Source organism: Streptomyces viridiviolaceus (genome assembly GCF_014650995.1).
GTDB classification, from domain to species: Bacteria; Actinomycetota; Actinomycetes; order Streptomycetales; family Streptomycetaceae; genus Streptomyces; species Streptomyces viridiviolaceus.
The window spans coordinates 1-14,504 of the sequence record NZ_BMWA01000019.1; the positions used below are offsets into that span (position 1 = coordinate 1).

At 71.7% G+C, this 14,504-nt stretch carries 18 protein-coding genes and 2 tRNA genes; 5 read left to right on the top strand and 15 right to left on the bottom strand.

The window, feature by feature from the left end; genetic code table 11:
• Positions 1-160 precede the first annotated feature (160 nt).
• Positions 161-751, bottom strand: coding sequence for a TetR/AcrR family transcriptional regulator (locus IE260_RS26175; protein WP_189875994.1), 591 nt, complete (start codon positions 749-751; stop codon positions 161-163).
• Between the two features lie 104 nt (positions 752-855).
• Here IE260_RS26175 and IE260_RS26180 point away from each other — a divergent pair, with 104 nt between their 5' ends.
• Positions 856-1,488 carry an NAD(P)-dependent oxidoreductase gene (locus tag IE260_RS26180; RefSeq protein ID WP_189875996.1) on the top strand — a complete coding sequence of 211 codons (633 nt, stop codon included), beginning with the start codon at positions 856-858 and terminating at the stop codon, positions 1,486-1,488.
• Between the two features lie 27 nt (positions 1,489-1,515).
• Here IE260_RS26180 and IE260_RS26185 read toward each other — a convergent pair whose 3' ends face one another.
• The 9 genes from IE260_RS26185 to IE260_RS26225 form a co-directional block, all read right to left on the bottom strand.
• Positions 1,516-2,571: a UDP-N-acetylmuramate dehydrogenase gene (locus IE260_RS26185; RefSeq protein ID WP_189875998.1), complete on the bottom strand. Its 1,056-nt coding sequence runs from the start codon at positions 2,569-2,571 to the stop codon at positions 1,516-1,518.
• 114 nt (positions 2,572-2,685) lie between these two features.
• A complete protein-coding gene (locus IE260_RS26190) occupies positions 2,686-3,066 on the bottom strand; it encodes a DUF3291 domain-containing protein (protein WP_189876000.1) in 381 nt (126 codons plus the stop codon).
• A gap of 114 nt (positions 3,067-3,180) precedes the next feature.
• A complete protein-coding gene (locus IE260_RS26195) occupies positions 3,181-4,650 on the bottom strand; it encodes an MFS transporter (RefSeq protein WP_189876002.1) in 1,470 nt (489 codons plus the stop codon).
• 105 nt (positions 4,651-4,755) lie between these two features.
• On the bottom strand, positions 4,756-5,328 hold the full coding sequence (locus IE260_RS26200) for a TetR/AcrR family transcriptional regulator (RefSeq protein ID WP_189876004.1): 573 nt from the start codon (positions 5,326-5,328) through the stop codon (positions 4,756-4,758).
• A 110-nt stretch (positions 5,329-5,438) separates the two neighbouring features.
• Positions 5,439-5,867, bottom strand: coding sequence for a MaoC family dehydratase (locus IE260_RS26205; RefSeq protein ID WP_189876006.1), 429 nt, complete (start codon positions 5,865-5,867; stop codon positions 5,439-5,441).
• Between the two features lie 8 nt (positions 5,868-5,875).
• Positions 5,876-6,328 (bottom strand): MaoC family dehydratase N-terminal domain-containing protein, encoded by a 453-nt coding sequence (locus IE260_RS26210; RefSeq protein ID WP_189876008.1) that lies wholly within the window; start codon positions 6,326-6,328, stop codon positions 5,876-5,878.
• A 119-nt stretch (positions 6,329-6,447) separates the two neighbouring features.
• Positions 6,448-6,612 carry a 50S ribosomal protein L33 gene (gene rpmG / locus IE260_RS26215; protein ID WP_003948671.1) on the bottom strand — a complete coding sequence of 55 codons (165 nt, stop codon included), beginning with the start codon at positions 6,610-6,612 and terminating at the stop codon, positions 6,448-6,450.
• Between the two features lie 89 nt (positions 6,613-6,701).
• A tRNA-Met gene (locus IE260_RS26220) sits at positions 6,702-6,774 on the bottom strand.
• Between the two features lie 46 nt (positions 6,775-6,820).
• Positions 6,821-6,893, bottom strand: a tRNA-Thr gene (locus IE260_RS26225).
• Positions 6,894-7,103: 210 nt separating this feature from the next.
• On the opposite strand from IE260_RS26225, the gene IE260_RS26230 reads away from it, so the two are divergent.
• Positions 7,104-8,360 carry an amidohydrolase family protein gene (locus IE260_RS26230; RefSeq protein WP_189876010.1) on the top strand — a complete coding sequence of 419 codons (1,257 nt, stop codon included), beginning with the start codon at positions 7,104-7,106 and terminating at the stop codon, positions 8,358-8,360.
• Between the two features lie 87 nt (positions 8,361-8,447).
• Positions 8,448-9,104, top strand: a complete 657-nt coding sequence (locus IE260_RS26235) for an NAD(P)H-binding protein (protein ID WP_189876012.1) — start codon at positions 8,448-8,450, stop codon at positions 9,102-9,104.
• 24 nt (positions 9,105-9,128) lie between these two features.
• On the opposite strand, the gene IE260_RS26240 is transcribed toward IE260_RS26235, so the two are convergent.
• On the bottom strand, positions 9,129-9,341 hold the full coding sequence (locus IE260_RS26240; RefSeq protein ID WP_189876014.1) for a hypothetical protein: 213 nt from the start codon (positions 9,339-9,341) through the stop codon (positions 9,129-9,131).
• A 405-nt stretch (positions 9,342-9,746) separates the two neighbouring features.
• Here IE260_RS26240 and IE260_RS26245 point away from each other — a divergent pair, with 405 nt between their 5' ends.
• Positions 9,747-10,235 carry a YajQ family cyclic di-GMP-binding protein gene (locus IE260_RS26245; RefSeq protein WP_189876016.1) on the top strand — a complete coding sequence of 163 codons (489 nt, stop codon included), beginning with the start codon at positions 9,747-9,749 and terminating at the stop codon, positions 10,233-10,235.
• A gap of 138 nt (positions 10,236-10,373) precedes the next feature.
• Here IE260_RS26245 and IE260_RS26250 read toward each other — a convergent pair whose 3' ends face one another.
• Positions 10,374-10,640, bottom strand: coding sequence for a GlsB/YeaQ/YmgE family stress response membrane protein (locus IE260_RS26250; RefSeq protein WP_189876018.1), 267 nt, complete (start codon positions 10,638-10,640; stop codon positions 10,374-10,376).
• A 139-nt stretch (positions 10,641-10,779) separates the two neighbouring features.
• On the opposite strand from IE260_RS26250, the gene IE260_RS26255 reads away from it, so the two are divergent.
• The gene (locus IE260_RS26255; RefSeq protein WP_189876020.1) at positions 10,780-12,024 is read left to right on the top strand and encodes an APC family permease; all 1,245 of its coding nucleotides are present in this window, start codon (positions 10,780-10,782) and stop codon (positions 12,022-12,024) included.
• 311 nt (positions 12,025-12,335) lie between these two features.
• Here IE260_RS26255 and IE260_RS26260 read toward each other — a convergent pair whose 3' ends face one another.
• The 3 genes from IE260_RS26260 to htpX form a co-directional block, all read right to left on the bottom strand.
• The gene (locus IE260_RS26260; protein ID WP_189876022.1) at positions 12,336-12,929 is read right to left on the bottom strand and encodes an SMI1/KNR4 family protein; all 594 of its coding nucleotides are present in this window, start codon (positions 12,927-12,929) and stop codon (positions 12,336-12,338) included.
• A gap of 85 nt (positions 12,930-13,014) precedes the next feature.
• Positions 13,015-13,431, bottom strand: a complete 417-nt coding sequence (locus IE260_RS26265) for a YccF domain-containing protein (RefSeq protein ID WP_189876024.1) — start codon at positions 13,429-13,431, stop codon at positions 13,015-13,017.
• Positions 13,428-14,291, bottom strand: coding sequence for a zinc metalloprotease HtpX (htpX, locus tag IE260_RS26270; RefSeq protein ID WP_189876026.1), 864 nt, complete (start codon positions 14,289-14,291; stop codon positions 13,428-13,430). Before htpX ends, IE260_RS26265 begins: the two co-directional genes overlap by 4 nt.
• Positions 14,292-14,504: the final 213 nt, after the last annotated feature.

Here is a 14,504-nt window from a genome sequence, read left to right on the forward strand (position 1 = left end):
GGGCAGTCGTGCCGCCTGGGGCGGCACGGGTGGGCGCGGGCGGCAACCCGCAAGCGCCGGGCCGCGCGACCCACCCCCGGCCCGCACCCACGCCGGGCACCGAAGCAAACGCCGGACCAGGAGTGCCCGCAGCCACCCCACGGCACCGGTGGAACGCCGGTCAGTGGAGCCCCGTGAGCAGCGCCCGGGCCAGCCGGCGGGCGAAGTCGTCCACCGGAGGGACGACCCCGGTCGCGTCGTACGCGAACGCCCGCTGGGCACAGGCGCCCAGAAGGAGCGAGGCCGCCGCGAAGGTGTCGGCGCCGGGCCGGACCCGCCCCACCTCCTGCTCGGCCCGCAGGTACGCGTCGAGCCCCTCGATCGGCAGATGCGGCCCGGTGCCCAGCTCCCGCATCGCCTCGTCGTGCCGCCGCTTGAGCTGGGTCTCGGCGTACAGCGACGCGGCGATCGGGAAGCTCTGCTCGTAGAACAGCGCGGCCTGGCGGGCGATCTCGGTGAGGTTCTCCTCCAGGGGGCGGCCGCCCGGCTCGGCGGTCAGGCTGTGCAGCAGCGGGGTGAGGCGCGGCAGCCGCTCGGTGAGCACCCTGATGAACAGTTCCTCCTTGCTCGCGAAGTGCTTGTACAGCGCGGCCTCGGAGCAGCCGGCCCCCTTGGCGATCTCCTTGGTGGTGGCGCGGGCGAGGCCGACGGTCAGCATCAGGTCGTGGGCGGCGTCCAGGATGCGTTCGCGGGCCGACTTGCCGGACTGCATGGCTGCTCCAACCGGGCTTGACGAGCGGGTGAGTGCTTACTCACCCTAGAGGAGACCTGGGTGAGTGGGCACTCACCCACCTACTGGAGAACTCGGGGTACGCCATGAAGCTGACCGTTTTCGGAGCCACGGGCGGGGTGGGACAGGAGGTCGTCCGGCAGGCGCTGGGTGCGGGACACCAGGTCACGGCGGTCGTACGGGATCCCGCGCGGCTGCCGGTGACCGGCGAGGGTCTGGAGGTGTTCCGGGCGGACCTCACCGACCCGGCGGCGGTACGGCCCGCCGTGGCCGGCCGGGACGCCGTGCTGTCCGGGCTCGGCGCCCGCAGCCGCAAGGACGCCGGTGTCGCGACCCGGCTGACGCGTACGGTGCTGGACGCGATGGAGGCGGAGGGTGTGCGGCGCCTGGTCGTGGTCAGCGCGGCGCCCGTCGGTCCTGCCCCGCAGGGCGCGGGCCTGCTGGACCGGGGTGTCCTCGCCCTGATCTCCACGGTCTTCAAGGACGTCTACGCCGACCTGCGGCTGATGGAGGCCGAGCTGGCCGGCAGCGCCACCGACTGGACGGTCGTACGTCCGCCGCGGCTGCAGGACAAGCCGGTCACCGGCCGGTACCGGACCGTCGTCGGCGGATTCCCCACCAAGGGCCGCTACCTGGGCCGCGCCGATGCGGCTCACGCGATGCTCGCCCTCGCGCAGGACGCGGAGGCGGTGAAGCAGGGGGTGGGGGTCGCCTACTGAGCCCGGCCACTGCGGCCCGGTCGGGTGCTAGAGGCTGACTCCGACCGTCACCGGCTCGTTGACCAGCGTGATGCCGAACGCGCCGCGGACGCCGTCGACGACCTCGCGGGCCAGGGCGAGGAGGTCCTCCGTGGTCGCCTCGCCCCGGTTGGTGAGGGCCAAGGTGTGCTTGGTGGAGATGCGGGCGGGGCCGGTGCCGTAGCCCTTGGTGAAGCCGGCCTTGTCGATCAGCCAGGCCGCGGAGGTCTTGGTGCGGCCCGCTCCCGCCGGGTAGGCGGGCGGCTCGACGCCGTCGCCGAGGCGGTCGCGCACCCGGCTGCGGAAGGCGGCGAACTCCTCGTCGGTGAGGATCGGGTTGGTGAAGAACGACCCGGCCGACCAGGTGTCGTGGTCCTCGGGATCCAGCACCATGCCCTTCCCGGCGCGCAGCTTCAGCACGGTCTCTCGGGCGGCGGCCAGCGGCACCCGGTCGCCGGGCTCGACGCCGAGGGTGCGGGCCGTCTCCGCGTACTTGATGGGCCCGGAGAGCCCGTCGGCGTCCTCCAGCCGGAAGCGGACGCGCAGGACGACGTACCGCTCGGGGTCGGCCTTGAAGCGGCTGTGGCGGTAGGCGAAGGCGCAGTCGGCGTTGGTGAGGGCGACCGTCTCCTGGGAGCGGCGGTCGTACGCGATCACTTCCGTGATCGTGGAGGAGACCTCCTGGCCGTACGCCCCGACGTTCTGGATGGGGGTCGCGCCCGCCGAGCCGGGGATGCCGGCCAGGCACTCGACGCCGGCGAGTCCGGCCTCGACGGTGCGGGCCACGGCGTCGGTCCACACCTCGCCGGCCGCCAGCTCCAGCGTCGTGCCGTCCAGGGTGAAGCCGCGCGTGGCGATGTGCAGGGCGGTTCCGTCGAAGCCCTTGTCGCCGATGACCAGGTTCGACCCGCCGCCGATGAGCAGCAGGGGCGTGCCGGTGTCGTCGGCCTCGCGGACGGCGGCGATCACCTCGGCGTCGGTGGTGGCCGTGACCAGGCGGGTGGCGGGACCGCCCAGCCGGAAGGTGGTCAGCGGGGCGAGGGGGGCGTCATGGAGTTCCTGCACGCGCCCAAGACTACGAGACGGCACCGACGGCCCGGCGCCACGGGAAACGCCCCGGCCCGTCGGCCGGGGCGTCGCGGTCCACGGGGCCGCCGCGGTGCCGCAACACGTGCGGGCTCACGCCAGGCGCCGCCGCGCCTCCGCCCAGCTCACCGGGAGTTCGTCGCTCGACGCCGCCCAGGCGGTGAACTTGGCGTCCCGCATCTGCGGGGCGAGCCCCCGGGACGTCGGCGCGTGGGTGCCCGAGCGGGCGAAGGACTTCAGCGCCTCGGGCGACTCCCAGGCGGACAGCGTCCAGAAGGTCCGTTTGAGGGGCTCCGCCTTCAGGGAGGCCCCGTACGCGCCGGGGGCGTTGCTCACCTGCCGCCACACGCCCGGGGTCCGGGCCAGGAACTTCAGTGCTCCCCAGAGGGTGCGGGTCTCGAAGCGGGCCGCGAAGACGTGGACCTCGGTGGCCTGCGGGGGCCGGTTCGGCACGGTCCAGGGGAGGGTCGGCATGTCGGTCTCCTTTCGGGTGTCTTCGGCTTTCTGCCGTCCTGGGTTCTTGGGTGTCTTGGGCCCTTGGGTGGGCTTTCGCGTGTCTTCCTCGGCGATCGGCTGCCTGCGGTCGTGTCAGCGGGCTGCCGTCTGCGCGGTCGGGGCGAGCGCCGGTTCGCCGGTCGCCGGTACGGGCGGCTGCCCGGGTGTGTCCGCGGTCCCACCGCTCCGGCCGCGGGCCGGGATCAGCAGGGCCGCGACGCCGGCCAGGGCCACCACGCCTGCGCCCACCGCGACCGCGGGGCGGCTTCCGTCGACGAAGGACTGCGCGGACTCGTAGCCGCCCTGCGCCGCGAAGATCGACGCCATGACCGCGATGCCGAGCGCCCCGCCCACCTCGCGCAGCGCGTTGTTGGCACCGGAGGCGATGCCCTGCTCCTTCGGTACGACGCTGGACATCACCAGGGCGGAGGCCGGGGCGAAGAACAGGGCCATGCCGATCCCGCTGATGATCAGGCCGGGCAGCTGGGCGGCGTAGGAGGCGTCGGCCGTGATCACGGAGGCGAGGTAGCCGAGGCCGGCCGCCTGGAGGAAGAGGCCCGCGGCGACGACCGGGCGGCCGCCGACGCGGTCGGACAGGATGCCGGCGACCGGCGCGACGAGCATGGGCATGCCGGTCCAGGGCAGCATGCGCAGGCCCGCCTCGGTGGGCGAGTAGCCGAGCACGCCCTGCATGTACTGGCTCAGCAGGAAGATCGAGCCGAACATCCCCAGGAACATCAGCAGGCTCGCCGCGTTGATGCCGGCGAAGGCGCGGGAGCGGAACAGCCGCATCGGGAGCATGGGGTTCTTGGCACGGGTGCTGTAGAGGACGAAGCCTGCGAGCAGCGCGGCCCCGGCGAACAGGGCGCTCAGCACCACGGGGCCGGTCCAGCCGTCGACGGGCCCGCGCACCAGGCCGTAGACGACGCCGAAGAGGCCGCCGCTGGCGAGCAGGGTGCCGGGGATGTCGAGCGGGGCGCCGGTGCCGTGGGACTCGGCGAGGCGGAAGCGGGCGAGCGGGAGCAGGGCGAGGCCCAGCGGGACGTTCAGCCAGAAGATCCACTGCCAGGAGATGTGCTCGGTCAGGCTGCCGCCGACCAGCGGCCCGGAGGCCACGGCCAGCCCGTTGACGGCGCCCCAGATCCCGTACGCCATCCCTCGCCGCTCGGCGGGCACGGCGGCCGTCAGCAGGGTCAGCGTCAGCGGCATCATGACGGCCGCGCCGACGCCCTGTACCGCGCGGGCGGCGATGAGGGAGTCGATGCCGGGTGCCATGGCCGCGGCGGCGGAGGCGCCGGTGAAGACGGCGATCCCGGCGAGGAAGAGCCGGCGGCGGCCGAAGCGGTCGCCGAGGGCCGCGCCGAACATCAGCAGCACGGCGAAGGTGAGCGTGTAGGCGCTGACGGCCCATTCCAGGTCGTGCAGCGCGCCGCCGAGATCCTCGCGGATCGAGGGCAGGGCGGTGGTGACGACGAGATTGTCGAGGGCCGCCATGAAACCGGCGACGCTGGTGATGACGAGGGCCCAGGCGGCTCCCCCGCCCCGTGTGCTCTGCTGTGGCATCTCTCCCCCAGAGGTTGTGCACTGCTCGAGTACTGTGGTTAGTAATTGATGACTAACTTTCCGGGGCACACCACGACACCGAGCCGGCGGCGCGGCAGCGCCCGCCTACGCGTCTTCCGGACCCCGCTTGACCCGCGCCGAGATGTAGAGCCCGTCCCAGACCCGGTGTTCCGGCGGGAACCCCATTCCGGCCAGGGCGTTGATGAGCATGCCGTACGCCATGAAGGTCGTCGTCTCGCCCACGTCGCCGCCGAGAGGCCCGTGCACGGTGTCCCAGAGCTCCATCCAGCCCTTGCGCACCATCTCGCCGAACTCGTGGTCCCCCGCCGCCTCGGCCGCGGCCACCGTGACGTACGTCTGCAACTGCATCTGCAGCCGCTCGGGCTTCTCGGTGATCAGCCGGGTATAGGCGTCCGCCATGGCGTGCAGCGCCTCTTCGCCGTGCAGGCCGTCCGCCGCCTCCTCGAAGACCCGGCGGGTGTCCTGCAGGCAGCGCTCGGCCACCGCGAGGAACAGCGCCTTCTTGCCCGGGAAGAGCCGGAAGAGGTACGGCTGCGAGACGCCCACGCGCTTGGCGATCGCCTCCGTGGACGTGCCGTAGTAGCCACCGCGGGCGAACTCGGCCGTCGCCGCACGGATGACACTCTCGCGCCTCTCCTCTGCACTCATCCTGACCATGGAGAGAAAGTTAGTGCTCAATCACTAACTACGTCAAGGGGTGCCGCAGGAAGCCGTAAGGGGCGCCCCCAAGGGAGAGCGCCCCTCACTTGCTTCTAGCCGGCACACGGTCAGCCGAGCCGCACGACCGCCCGTGCCATCCCGAGGACCTTCTGACCACCGCTGGTCGCCGTCAGGTCGACGCGGACGGTGCCGTCGTCGAGCTTGGCCGCGACCTTGCCGGCGACCTCGATCAGGGCGCCCTTGTCGTCGTCCGGCACGACGACGGGCTTGGTGAAGCGGACGCCGTACTCGACGACCGCGCCCGGGTCGCCGACCCAGTCGGTGACCACGCGGATCGCCTCGGCCATGGTGAACATGCCGTGCGCGATGACGTCCGGCAGGCCGACCTCCTTGGCGAACCGCTCGTTCCAGTGGATCGGGTTGAAGTCGCCGGAGGCACCCGCGTACTGCACGAGAGTGGCGCGCGTCACAGAAAAGGTCTGAGCGGGCAGTTCGGTGCCGACCTCGACGTCGGAGTACGCAATCTTCGCCGTCATGGGGATGCTCACGCCTCCTCGGCCGCGCGGGCCACGAGCTTGGTCCAGGCCGTCACAACGTGCTCGCCCGCCTCGTCGTGAACCTCGCCACGGATGTCCAGGATGTCGTTGCCCGCCAGCGACTTGATCGCCTCGATGGTCGAGGTGACCGTGAGCCGGTCACCGGCGCGCACCGGGCGGACGTAGGCGAACTTCTGGTCGCCGTGCACCACCCGGCTGTAGTCCAGGCCGAGCTGCGGGTCCTCGATCACCTGGCCGGCCGCCTTGAATGTGATGGCAAACACAAAGGTCGGCGGCGCGATGACATCCGGGTGGCCGAGCGCCTTGGCGGCCTCCGCGTCCGTGTACGCCGGGTTGCCGTCCCCCACCGCCTCCGCGAACTCACGGATCTTCTCGCGGCCCACCTCGTAGGGCGCGGTGGGCGGGTAGGTCCGCCCCACGAAGGACTGGTCGAGCGCCATGGGCTCGGCACCTCCTGCTGATGTCTGCTGTTGCTACAGCTGCCTACTGCTGCCTATTGGGTCGAAACGACGTGAGGCCGCCCCCAGACCTCGGGGGCGGCCTCACGTACGAGCCTGATTTATCGCGTTTCGCGGTGCGCGGTGTGCGCGTTGCAACGCGGGCAGTGCTTCTTCATCTCCAGTCGGTCCGGGTTGTTACGCCGGTTCTTCTTGGTGATGTAGTTCCGCTCCTTGCACTCCACGCAGGCCAGCGTGATCTTCGGGCGGACGTCGGTGGCAGCCACGTGAGTGCTCCTTGACGAACGGATGGACTGAATTAACGCAAAGAAGAGTAGCCGATCGAAGGACCGACCCCGCAATCGGCTACTAAGAGTAGCGGTGACCGGACTTGAACCGGTGACACAGCGATTATGAGCCGCTTGCTCTACCGACTGAGCTACACCGCTGCGGTGCGGTCGGCTCCCACCTCGCGGTGGGAACCTCTTGCACCAGAGCCCCAAAACGGAATCGAACCGTTGACCTTCTCCTTACCATGGAGACGCTCTGCCGACTGAGCTATTGGGGCGAGCGATGAAGACATTACACGGTCCGCCGCCGTTCACCCAAATCCGTTTCCCCGCCCCCTCCCCCGCCCGTCCGCCGCGGGCATCGGGTGGACGGCGCCGGTACGACTATTGCGCTCCTCCGCGCCATGGGCAGAGCACCGTCCTAGGCTCGACTCACTCTGCGTGATCTTGCGTCCCCCACTGCGCAGCCCCGAGCCCAGAGGAGCGCGATGCCCGACAGCCAGCCGCAGCCGCCCCACTCGTCCTCGCCCTCGGGCCCGGCCGACCGCGGCGCGCTGCTGCTGTCCGGAGCCCGTCTCACCGACGGCCGGACCGTGGACGTACGGCTGTGCGCCGGACGCATCGAGGCGGTCGGCACGGCCGGCAGCCTCACGGCGGGCCGCGCGCCCGGCTCCGGCACGCGCCTGGACCTCACCGGCTACCTGCTCCTGCCCGCCCCCGTGGAACCCCACGCCCACGGCGACACCGCGCTCTCGGCCGACATCGGCGGACCCGTCTCCTACGAACCCCGGGACGTGCAGCGCCGGGCCACGGAGGCCGCCCTGCTTCAGCTGGGGCACGGGGCGACGGAGCAGCGGGCGCACGTGCGCGTGGGTGACGTTCAGGGGCTGGGCGCGCTGACCGCCGTGCTGCGGGCACGGCGCTCGCTGCGCGGGCTGGCCGAGGTGACGACGGTGGCGGTGCCGAGGGTGCTGACGGGGACGGCAGGGGCCGACGGGCTGGCGATGCTGCGCGACGCGCTGAAGATGGGCGCGGACGTGGTGGGCGGGTGTCCGGACCTGGACCCCGATCCGGCGGGGTACGTGGAGGCGGTCCTCGAGGTCGCCTCCGAGCACGGCTGCCCCGTCGACCTGCACACGGACGCCGCCGACCCGGCGCGGCTGGCCCGGCTGGCGGCCATGGCGGGCGGGCTGCGCCCGGGGGTCGCCGTCGGCCCCTGCGCGGGCCTCGGCCGGCTGCCCGCCGAGATGGCCTCGCGGGCCGCGGACCAGCTCGCGGCGGCCGGGGTGACGGTGGTGTGCCTGCCGCAGGGCGGCTGCGGCAGCGTCGACCGTCGGGGCACGGCTCCGGTACGGCTGCTGCGGGCGGCCGGCGTACGGGTCACCGCGGGGAGCGGCGCCCTGCGGGACGTCTCCAACCCCGTGGGGCGCGGGGACCCCCTGGAGGCGGCGTATCTGCTGTCCTCACGCCACGGGCTGCGCCCCGAGGACGCCTACGAGGCGGTGAGCGCCACGGCACGGGCGGCGCTCGGACTGCCCGAGGTGCGGGTGGAGGCGGGTTTCCCGGCCGAGCTCCTCGCGGTGCGCGGGGAGCGGCTGGCGGGAGCGCTGTCACTGGCGTACAGCCGGATCGTGGTGCACCGGGGGCGCGTGGTGGCTCGGACCAGCGCGGTACGGGAGTACGGCGACTCCACGACCGCGGCGGACCTGGGGCTGCCCCGGCAGGCGCGGGGGGACGCGCCCTGACCGACGACCAGAGCGCTCCGCGAAGACCGGCCGGATGCGGCCGAACTCGTGCGGCGGCGGCGGCCGTCGGGGCGTACGGTCGGAAACATGCGCATTGTCATCGCTGGTGGTCATGGTCAGATCGCGCTGCGACTGGAACGGCTGCTCGCCGCGCGCGGGGACGAGGTCGCGGGCATCATCCGCAAGGCCGAACAGGCCGACGATCTGCGTGAGGCCGGCGCCGAACCGGTCGTGCTCGACCTGGAGTCGGCCTCGGTGGAGGAGGTGGCGGAGCGGCTGCGGGGCGCGGACGCGGCGGTCTTCGCGGCGGGCGCGGGCCCGGGCAGCGGGGCGGCCCGCAAGGACACTGTGGACAAGGCGGCGGCCATCCTGTTCGCCGACGCGGCGGTCCGGGCGGGCGTACGGCGTTTCCTCATCGTGTCGTCCATGGGCGCCGACGCCGGACACCAGGGGAACGAAATCTTCGACGTCTACCTGCGCGCCAAGGGCGAGGCCGACGACTACGTGCGTTCGCTGGACGCGCTGGACTGGACGATCCTGCGGCCCGGCGCCCTGACGGACGACGCGGGCAAGGGCCTCGTACGCCTGGAGGCGCACACCGGCCGCGGCCCCGTCCCGCGCGACGACGTGGCCGCCGTCCTGGCGGAGTTGGTCGACACCCCGGCGACGAGCGGGCTGACCCTGGAGCTGATCGCCGGTTCGGCACCGGTGTCCGTGGCGGTGAAGTCGGTCGCCGGGAACTGAGGGCGCCGGGCCGGGTCGCGGGGGTCAGAACAAGGGCAGCTGTCCGGGGAAGTCGGGGACCACGTACCCGTCCAAGGACGGCTGCACCGCACCGAGTTGCGCCGGACGCCGGGAACCGGGGCAGGAGACCAGGTCGCCGTTCTCCCGCGCGCCGGGCGGGTCGTGTCGCGCATACCGTCCGGCGACGACGGCGATCTCGCGACGGCACTCGGGGCAGGTTCTGCGACGGGACGACATGGGCCCAGTGTGCCTGCACAACCCAGGAGCAGCGCCGCCCGATCATCGCCTGACCAGAGCCGTTCAAGGCAACGACAAAGAGCCCGCGATCTGCGTTTCCACAGATCACGGGCTCTCTGTTTCCCGTGTGGCGGCGCCAGGATTCGAACCTGGGAAGGCTGAGCCACACCGCCGGGGTCGCTGCCTGTCGAACCGCCTTTCGGCGGTGCTCCGTGGCAACGACGTAAACAATACCCGATGCGGAGGGGTGCTTCGCCACCCGATTGATCACCACCCGGGGGGCGGGGGGTGGCTAGGCTTGTCCGGATGCGGCCGAGGTCCCTTGTCGGGCTCGGCGGCCGCACACGTATGCCGGACGGACCCATACGCGGCCCGACACGCACCGAATACAAGGAGCCACAGGACATGGCCGACTCCAGTTTCGACATCGTCTCGAAGGTCGAGCGGCAGGAGGTCGACAACGCCCTCAACCAGGCCGCCAAGGAGATCTCCCAGCGCTACGACTTCAAGGGCGTGGGCGCCTCGATCTCGTGGTCCGGTGACAAGATCCTCATGGAGGCCAACTCCGAGGACCGGGTCAATGCTGTCCTCGACGTCTTCCAGTCCAAGCTGATCAAGCGGGGTATCTCGCTGAAGGCCCTGGACGCGGGCGAGCCCCAGCTCTCCGGCAAGGAGTACAAGATCTTCGCCTCCATCGAGGAGGGCATCTCGCAGGAGAACGCGAAGAAGGTGGCGAAGATCATCCGTGACGAGGGCCCGAAGGGCGTGAAGGCCCAGGTGCAGGGCGACGAACTGCGCGTCAGCTCCAAGAGCCGGGACGACCTGCAGGCCGTCATCTCCCTGCTGAAGGGCAAGGACTTCGACTTCGCCCTGCAGTTCGTGAACTACCGGTGATCCACGGCCGTCGGTGAGCCACGATCACCGGGGTCTCCGCCGGGCCGGGCGGCCCGGCCACGGCAGGCACGCACGGAGAAGGGTGGGCACCCGGCGGTGCCCACCCTTCTCGCCTGCCGGCCGCGGTCCGGGGCGCGGTCAGTCGCGTGAGTTGCCGAACAGGATGCGGTAGGCGATCAGGAGGACGAGTGAGCCGCCGATCGCCGCGGCCCAGGTCGCGCCGTCGTAGAAGTCCTTGCTGATCGGATGGTCCAGCCAGCGGGCCGAGATCCAGCCACCGACGAACGCGCCCGCGACTCCGATGAGGGTCGTGCCGACGAGGCCCCCCGGGTCACGGCCGGGCAGCAGGAATTTGGCGATGGCTCCGGCCAACAGTCCCAGAATGATCCAGCTGATGACGGTCATGCCCCAACCCTGCCCTTTCCCGCTGTGCCCGCGCTGTCCCGGCTCTGTGGGTCGTTCTTCCGCGCGTGTTCTTGTCCTCGTGGTGAAGAGGACGTACTGACGGCATGCGTCGGTTGCACTGGTCAGTAGGGTGCGAGGCATGACACCTGCGGGTTCTCAGCTACGCCGCACCTTGGGCGTGGGCGACGCGGTAGTGGTGGGGCTCGGTTCCATGGTGGGAGCCGGGATCTTCGCCGCGCCGGCGCCCGCGGCGCACGCGGCCGGGTCCGGACTGCTGCTCGGGCTGGCCGTGGCCGCCGTGGTCGCCTACTGCAACGCCATGTCGTCGGCACGGCTGGCCGCCCTGTACCCGGCCTCCGGCGGCACGTACGTCTACGGGCGCGAGCGGCTCGGGGAGTTCTGGGGATACCTCGCGGGCTGGTCGTTCGTCGTCGGCAAGACGGCTTCCTGCGCCGCCATGGCGCTCACCGTGGGCGCGTACGTCTGGCCGGGTCAGGCGCATGCGGTGGCGGTCGCCGCCGTGGTGGCACTGACCGCGGTGAACTACGCCGGCATCCAGAAGTCCGCCTGGCTGACGCGGGCGATCGTGACGGTGGTCCTGGCTGTCCTCGCTTCCGTGGTCGTGGTGTGTCTGGGGTCCGGACGGTCCGACGTGGGACGGCTGGACATCGGGCTGTCGGGCGGCGTCGGCGGCGTGCTGCAGGCGGCCGGTCTGCTGTTCTTCGCGTTCGCGGGGTACGCGCGCATCGCGACCCTCGGCGAGGAGGTGCGGGACCCGGCGCGCACGATTCCCCGCGCGATCCCGCTGGCCCTGGGCATCGCACTGGCGGTGTACGGATGTGTGATGCTGGCTGTCCTTTCCGTACTGGGGTCGGGTGGCCTCGGCGAGGCGACCGCGCCGCTGGCCGACGCGGTGCGTGCGGCCGGCGTGCCCGGACTGGCTCCGGTCGTGCGGGTGGGCGCCGCCGTGGCCGCGCTGGGTTCCCTCCTTGCCTTGATCCTGGGCGTGTCGCGGACGACTCTGGCCATGGCCAGGGACCGTCACCTGCCCGGCGCGCTGGCGGCGGTGCACCCGCGTTCCCAGGTGCCGCACCGGGCGGAGCTGGCCGTGGGTGCGGTGGTCGCGGTCCTCGCCGCCACGGTGGACGTGCGGGACGCGATCGGCTTCTCCTCCTTCGGTGTGCTGGCGTACTACGCGGTGGCAAACGCCTCGGCCTGGACGCTGCACCCGTCGCCGACGGCGCGGGTCGTGCCGGCCGTGGGCCTGGCCGGGTGCGCGGTACTGGCGTTCTCACTTCCGGTGGGGTCGGTGGTGGCGGGCGCGGGTGTGCTGACGCTGGGCGTGGCGGCGTACGCGGTGCGGCGGCGGGCCGTGACGCGGTAGGTCGGGGGCCGCGGTGGCCAGTGGCTTCGGGGCGGTGACGGCGAGCGGGGCGGTGTTGCGAGCGGGGCTCGCTGCGTGCCGGTCAGTGCTTCCGGTGGCGATGGCGGGCGCCGGGCTCGCGGCGTGCCGGTCAGGTGTGGCGGGACACCGTGGGAGGCCGCGTTCGGAACACCGGCCGGGGGTGACCCGGGCGCGGTAGGCGGTAGGCGGTAGGCCTTCACGCTGTGTTCTGCTCCCCGACCGCCTCCTGGGAGCCGCCGGCTGTACGGTTCGCTGCCGACCGTCGCCCGGTGGGCCTGGTGGCCGCCCTCTCAGGACGCCTGCGCGGGCGGTAGACCGGTCGCCGTGAAGTCACTCGCCGTCCGTATGCGGAAGTCGGCCCAAGGGGCCATATCGCCTCCCTCGTTCACCTCCTCGTACCAGCCGGTGCCGTCGACCCAGGCGCGCAGCCAGTCCTCGAGGGCCGGGGCGTCGACGAACCAGGCGTGGTCGGCGTCCCCGGGGTTCGGCTCGAAGAGCAGGACCGTGGCCTGTGGGGAGCGACAGTCCACGCACGCGTACATCGCGCAGCCCCAGTGGGATATCGGCAGGACGCCCTCGGGCCAGGGCCAGTCGGGGTCCTGGAGGCCGCTCTCGCGGTTGGCCAGGTACTGTGCGACGGCGGCGGGCTCTCCGGCGGGCGAGCTGTCGAGCAGGGGCAACAGGCCGTACTCCGGGCCGAATCCGCCGTCCCCTATCCGGCGGTAGAGCTCGGCCAGCAGAGGAGGCAGGGGGAAGCCCAGCGCGGCCTCGGCGCGGGCCTGCGTGGCGGCGTCGACGGGCTCGGGGAGGGAAGCCCAGCCCCACGGACGGTTGTTGCGGGCCTTGGCCGCCACCCGTGCCAGCAACTGCTCGATCTCGGTCATGAGTTCATCATGCGGGCCACCACTGACATCCGGGCGAGCCTGTGGACAACCCGGCGGTTGTGGAAACAGAGCCGCCCGCCTGCCGCTACCAGCCGTTTTGCTGAGTGCTGCCCGTGGCCGTGAACGGCTGGTCCGTCCGTACGATCTCGCGCCCGAGCGGCAGCAGCGACACCGGGATCAGCTTGAAGTTGGCGATGCCGAGCGGGATGCCGATGATCGTGACGCACAGCGCGATGCCGGTGACGATGTGGCCGATGGCCAGCCACCAGCCGGCGAGGACGAGCCACAGCACGTTGCCGATGCAGGAGGGCGCGCCCGCGCCCCGGCGCTCGACCGTCGTGTACCCGAAGGGCCACAGGGCGTAGACGCCGATACGGAAGGCGGCGATGCCGAACGGGATACCAATGATCGTGATGCACAGCAGCAGCCCCGCGACCAGGTAACCGAGGAACAGCCAGAAGCCGCTGAGTAGGAGCCATATGACATTGAGGATGGTCTTCACTGCTGGTGACCTGCCATCTTCTCGAGTCGGGCGATCCGCTCCGCCATCGGCGGATGGGTGGAGAACATCTTCGAGAGGCCCTGTCCCGGGCGGAACGGGTTCGCGATCATCATGTGACTGGCGGTCTCGATACGGGGCTCCGGCGGCAGCGGAAGCTGCTTGGTGCCCATCTCGAGCTTGCGCAGGGCGCTGGCGAGGGCGATCGGGTCGCCGGTGAGCTGAGCGCCGGAGGCGTCGGCCTCGTACTCCCTGGAGCGGCTGATGGCCAGTTGGATGAGGGTGGCGGCGAGCGGGCCGAGGATCATGATCAGGAGCATGCCCAGCAGACCGGGGCCGTCGTCGTCGTTGGACCGGCCGATGGGGATCAGCCAGGCGAAGTTGACCAGGAACATGATCACGGAGGCGAGGGCGCCGGCGACCGACGAGATCAGGATGTCGCGGTTGTAGACGTGACTGAGCTCGTGGCCGATGACACCGCGCAGCTCACGCTCGTCGAGCAGGCGCAGGATGCCTTCGGTGCAGCACACGGCGGCATTGCGTGGGTTGCGTCCGGTCGCGAAGGCGTTGGGTGCCTCCGTCGGGGAGATGTAGAGGCGGGGCATGGGCTGGCGGGCCTGGGTGGAGAGGTCGCGGACCATGCGGTACAACGCCGGGGCCTCGAACTCGCTCACCGGGCGGGCGCGCATCGCGCGCAGCGCGAGCTTGTCGCTGTTCCAGTACGCGTACGCGTTCGTGCCCAGGGCGACGAGGACGGCGACGACGAGCCCGGCTCGGCCGAAGAAGCTGCCGATGACGATGATGAGCGCGGACAGTCCCCCGAGGAGTACTGCGGTCCTGAGCCCGTTGTGCCGGCGGTGCACGGTACGCCCTCCAAGTCGTGCAGCAGGGGAACCCTTTGCTTGCTGATCTCGCTCGCTGTGGTTGCTTCCTGGTCTCCGATGCCACTGGTGCCGTGGCGTCACATCCAGTGGACCCTTCCGTACTGGTCAACGCCAGGCGACGGCCGCCAGTTCCCTGGTGGGTACGGCGGGCACGCGTGGGCCGTCCGGGTGACGTGCCCGGCGTACGGCACG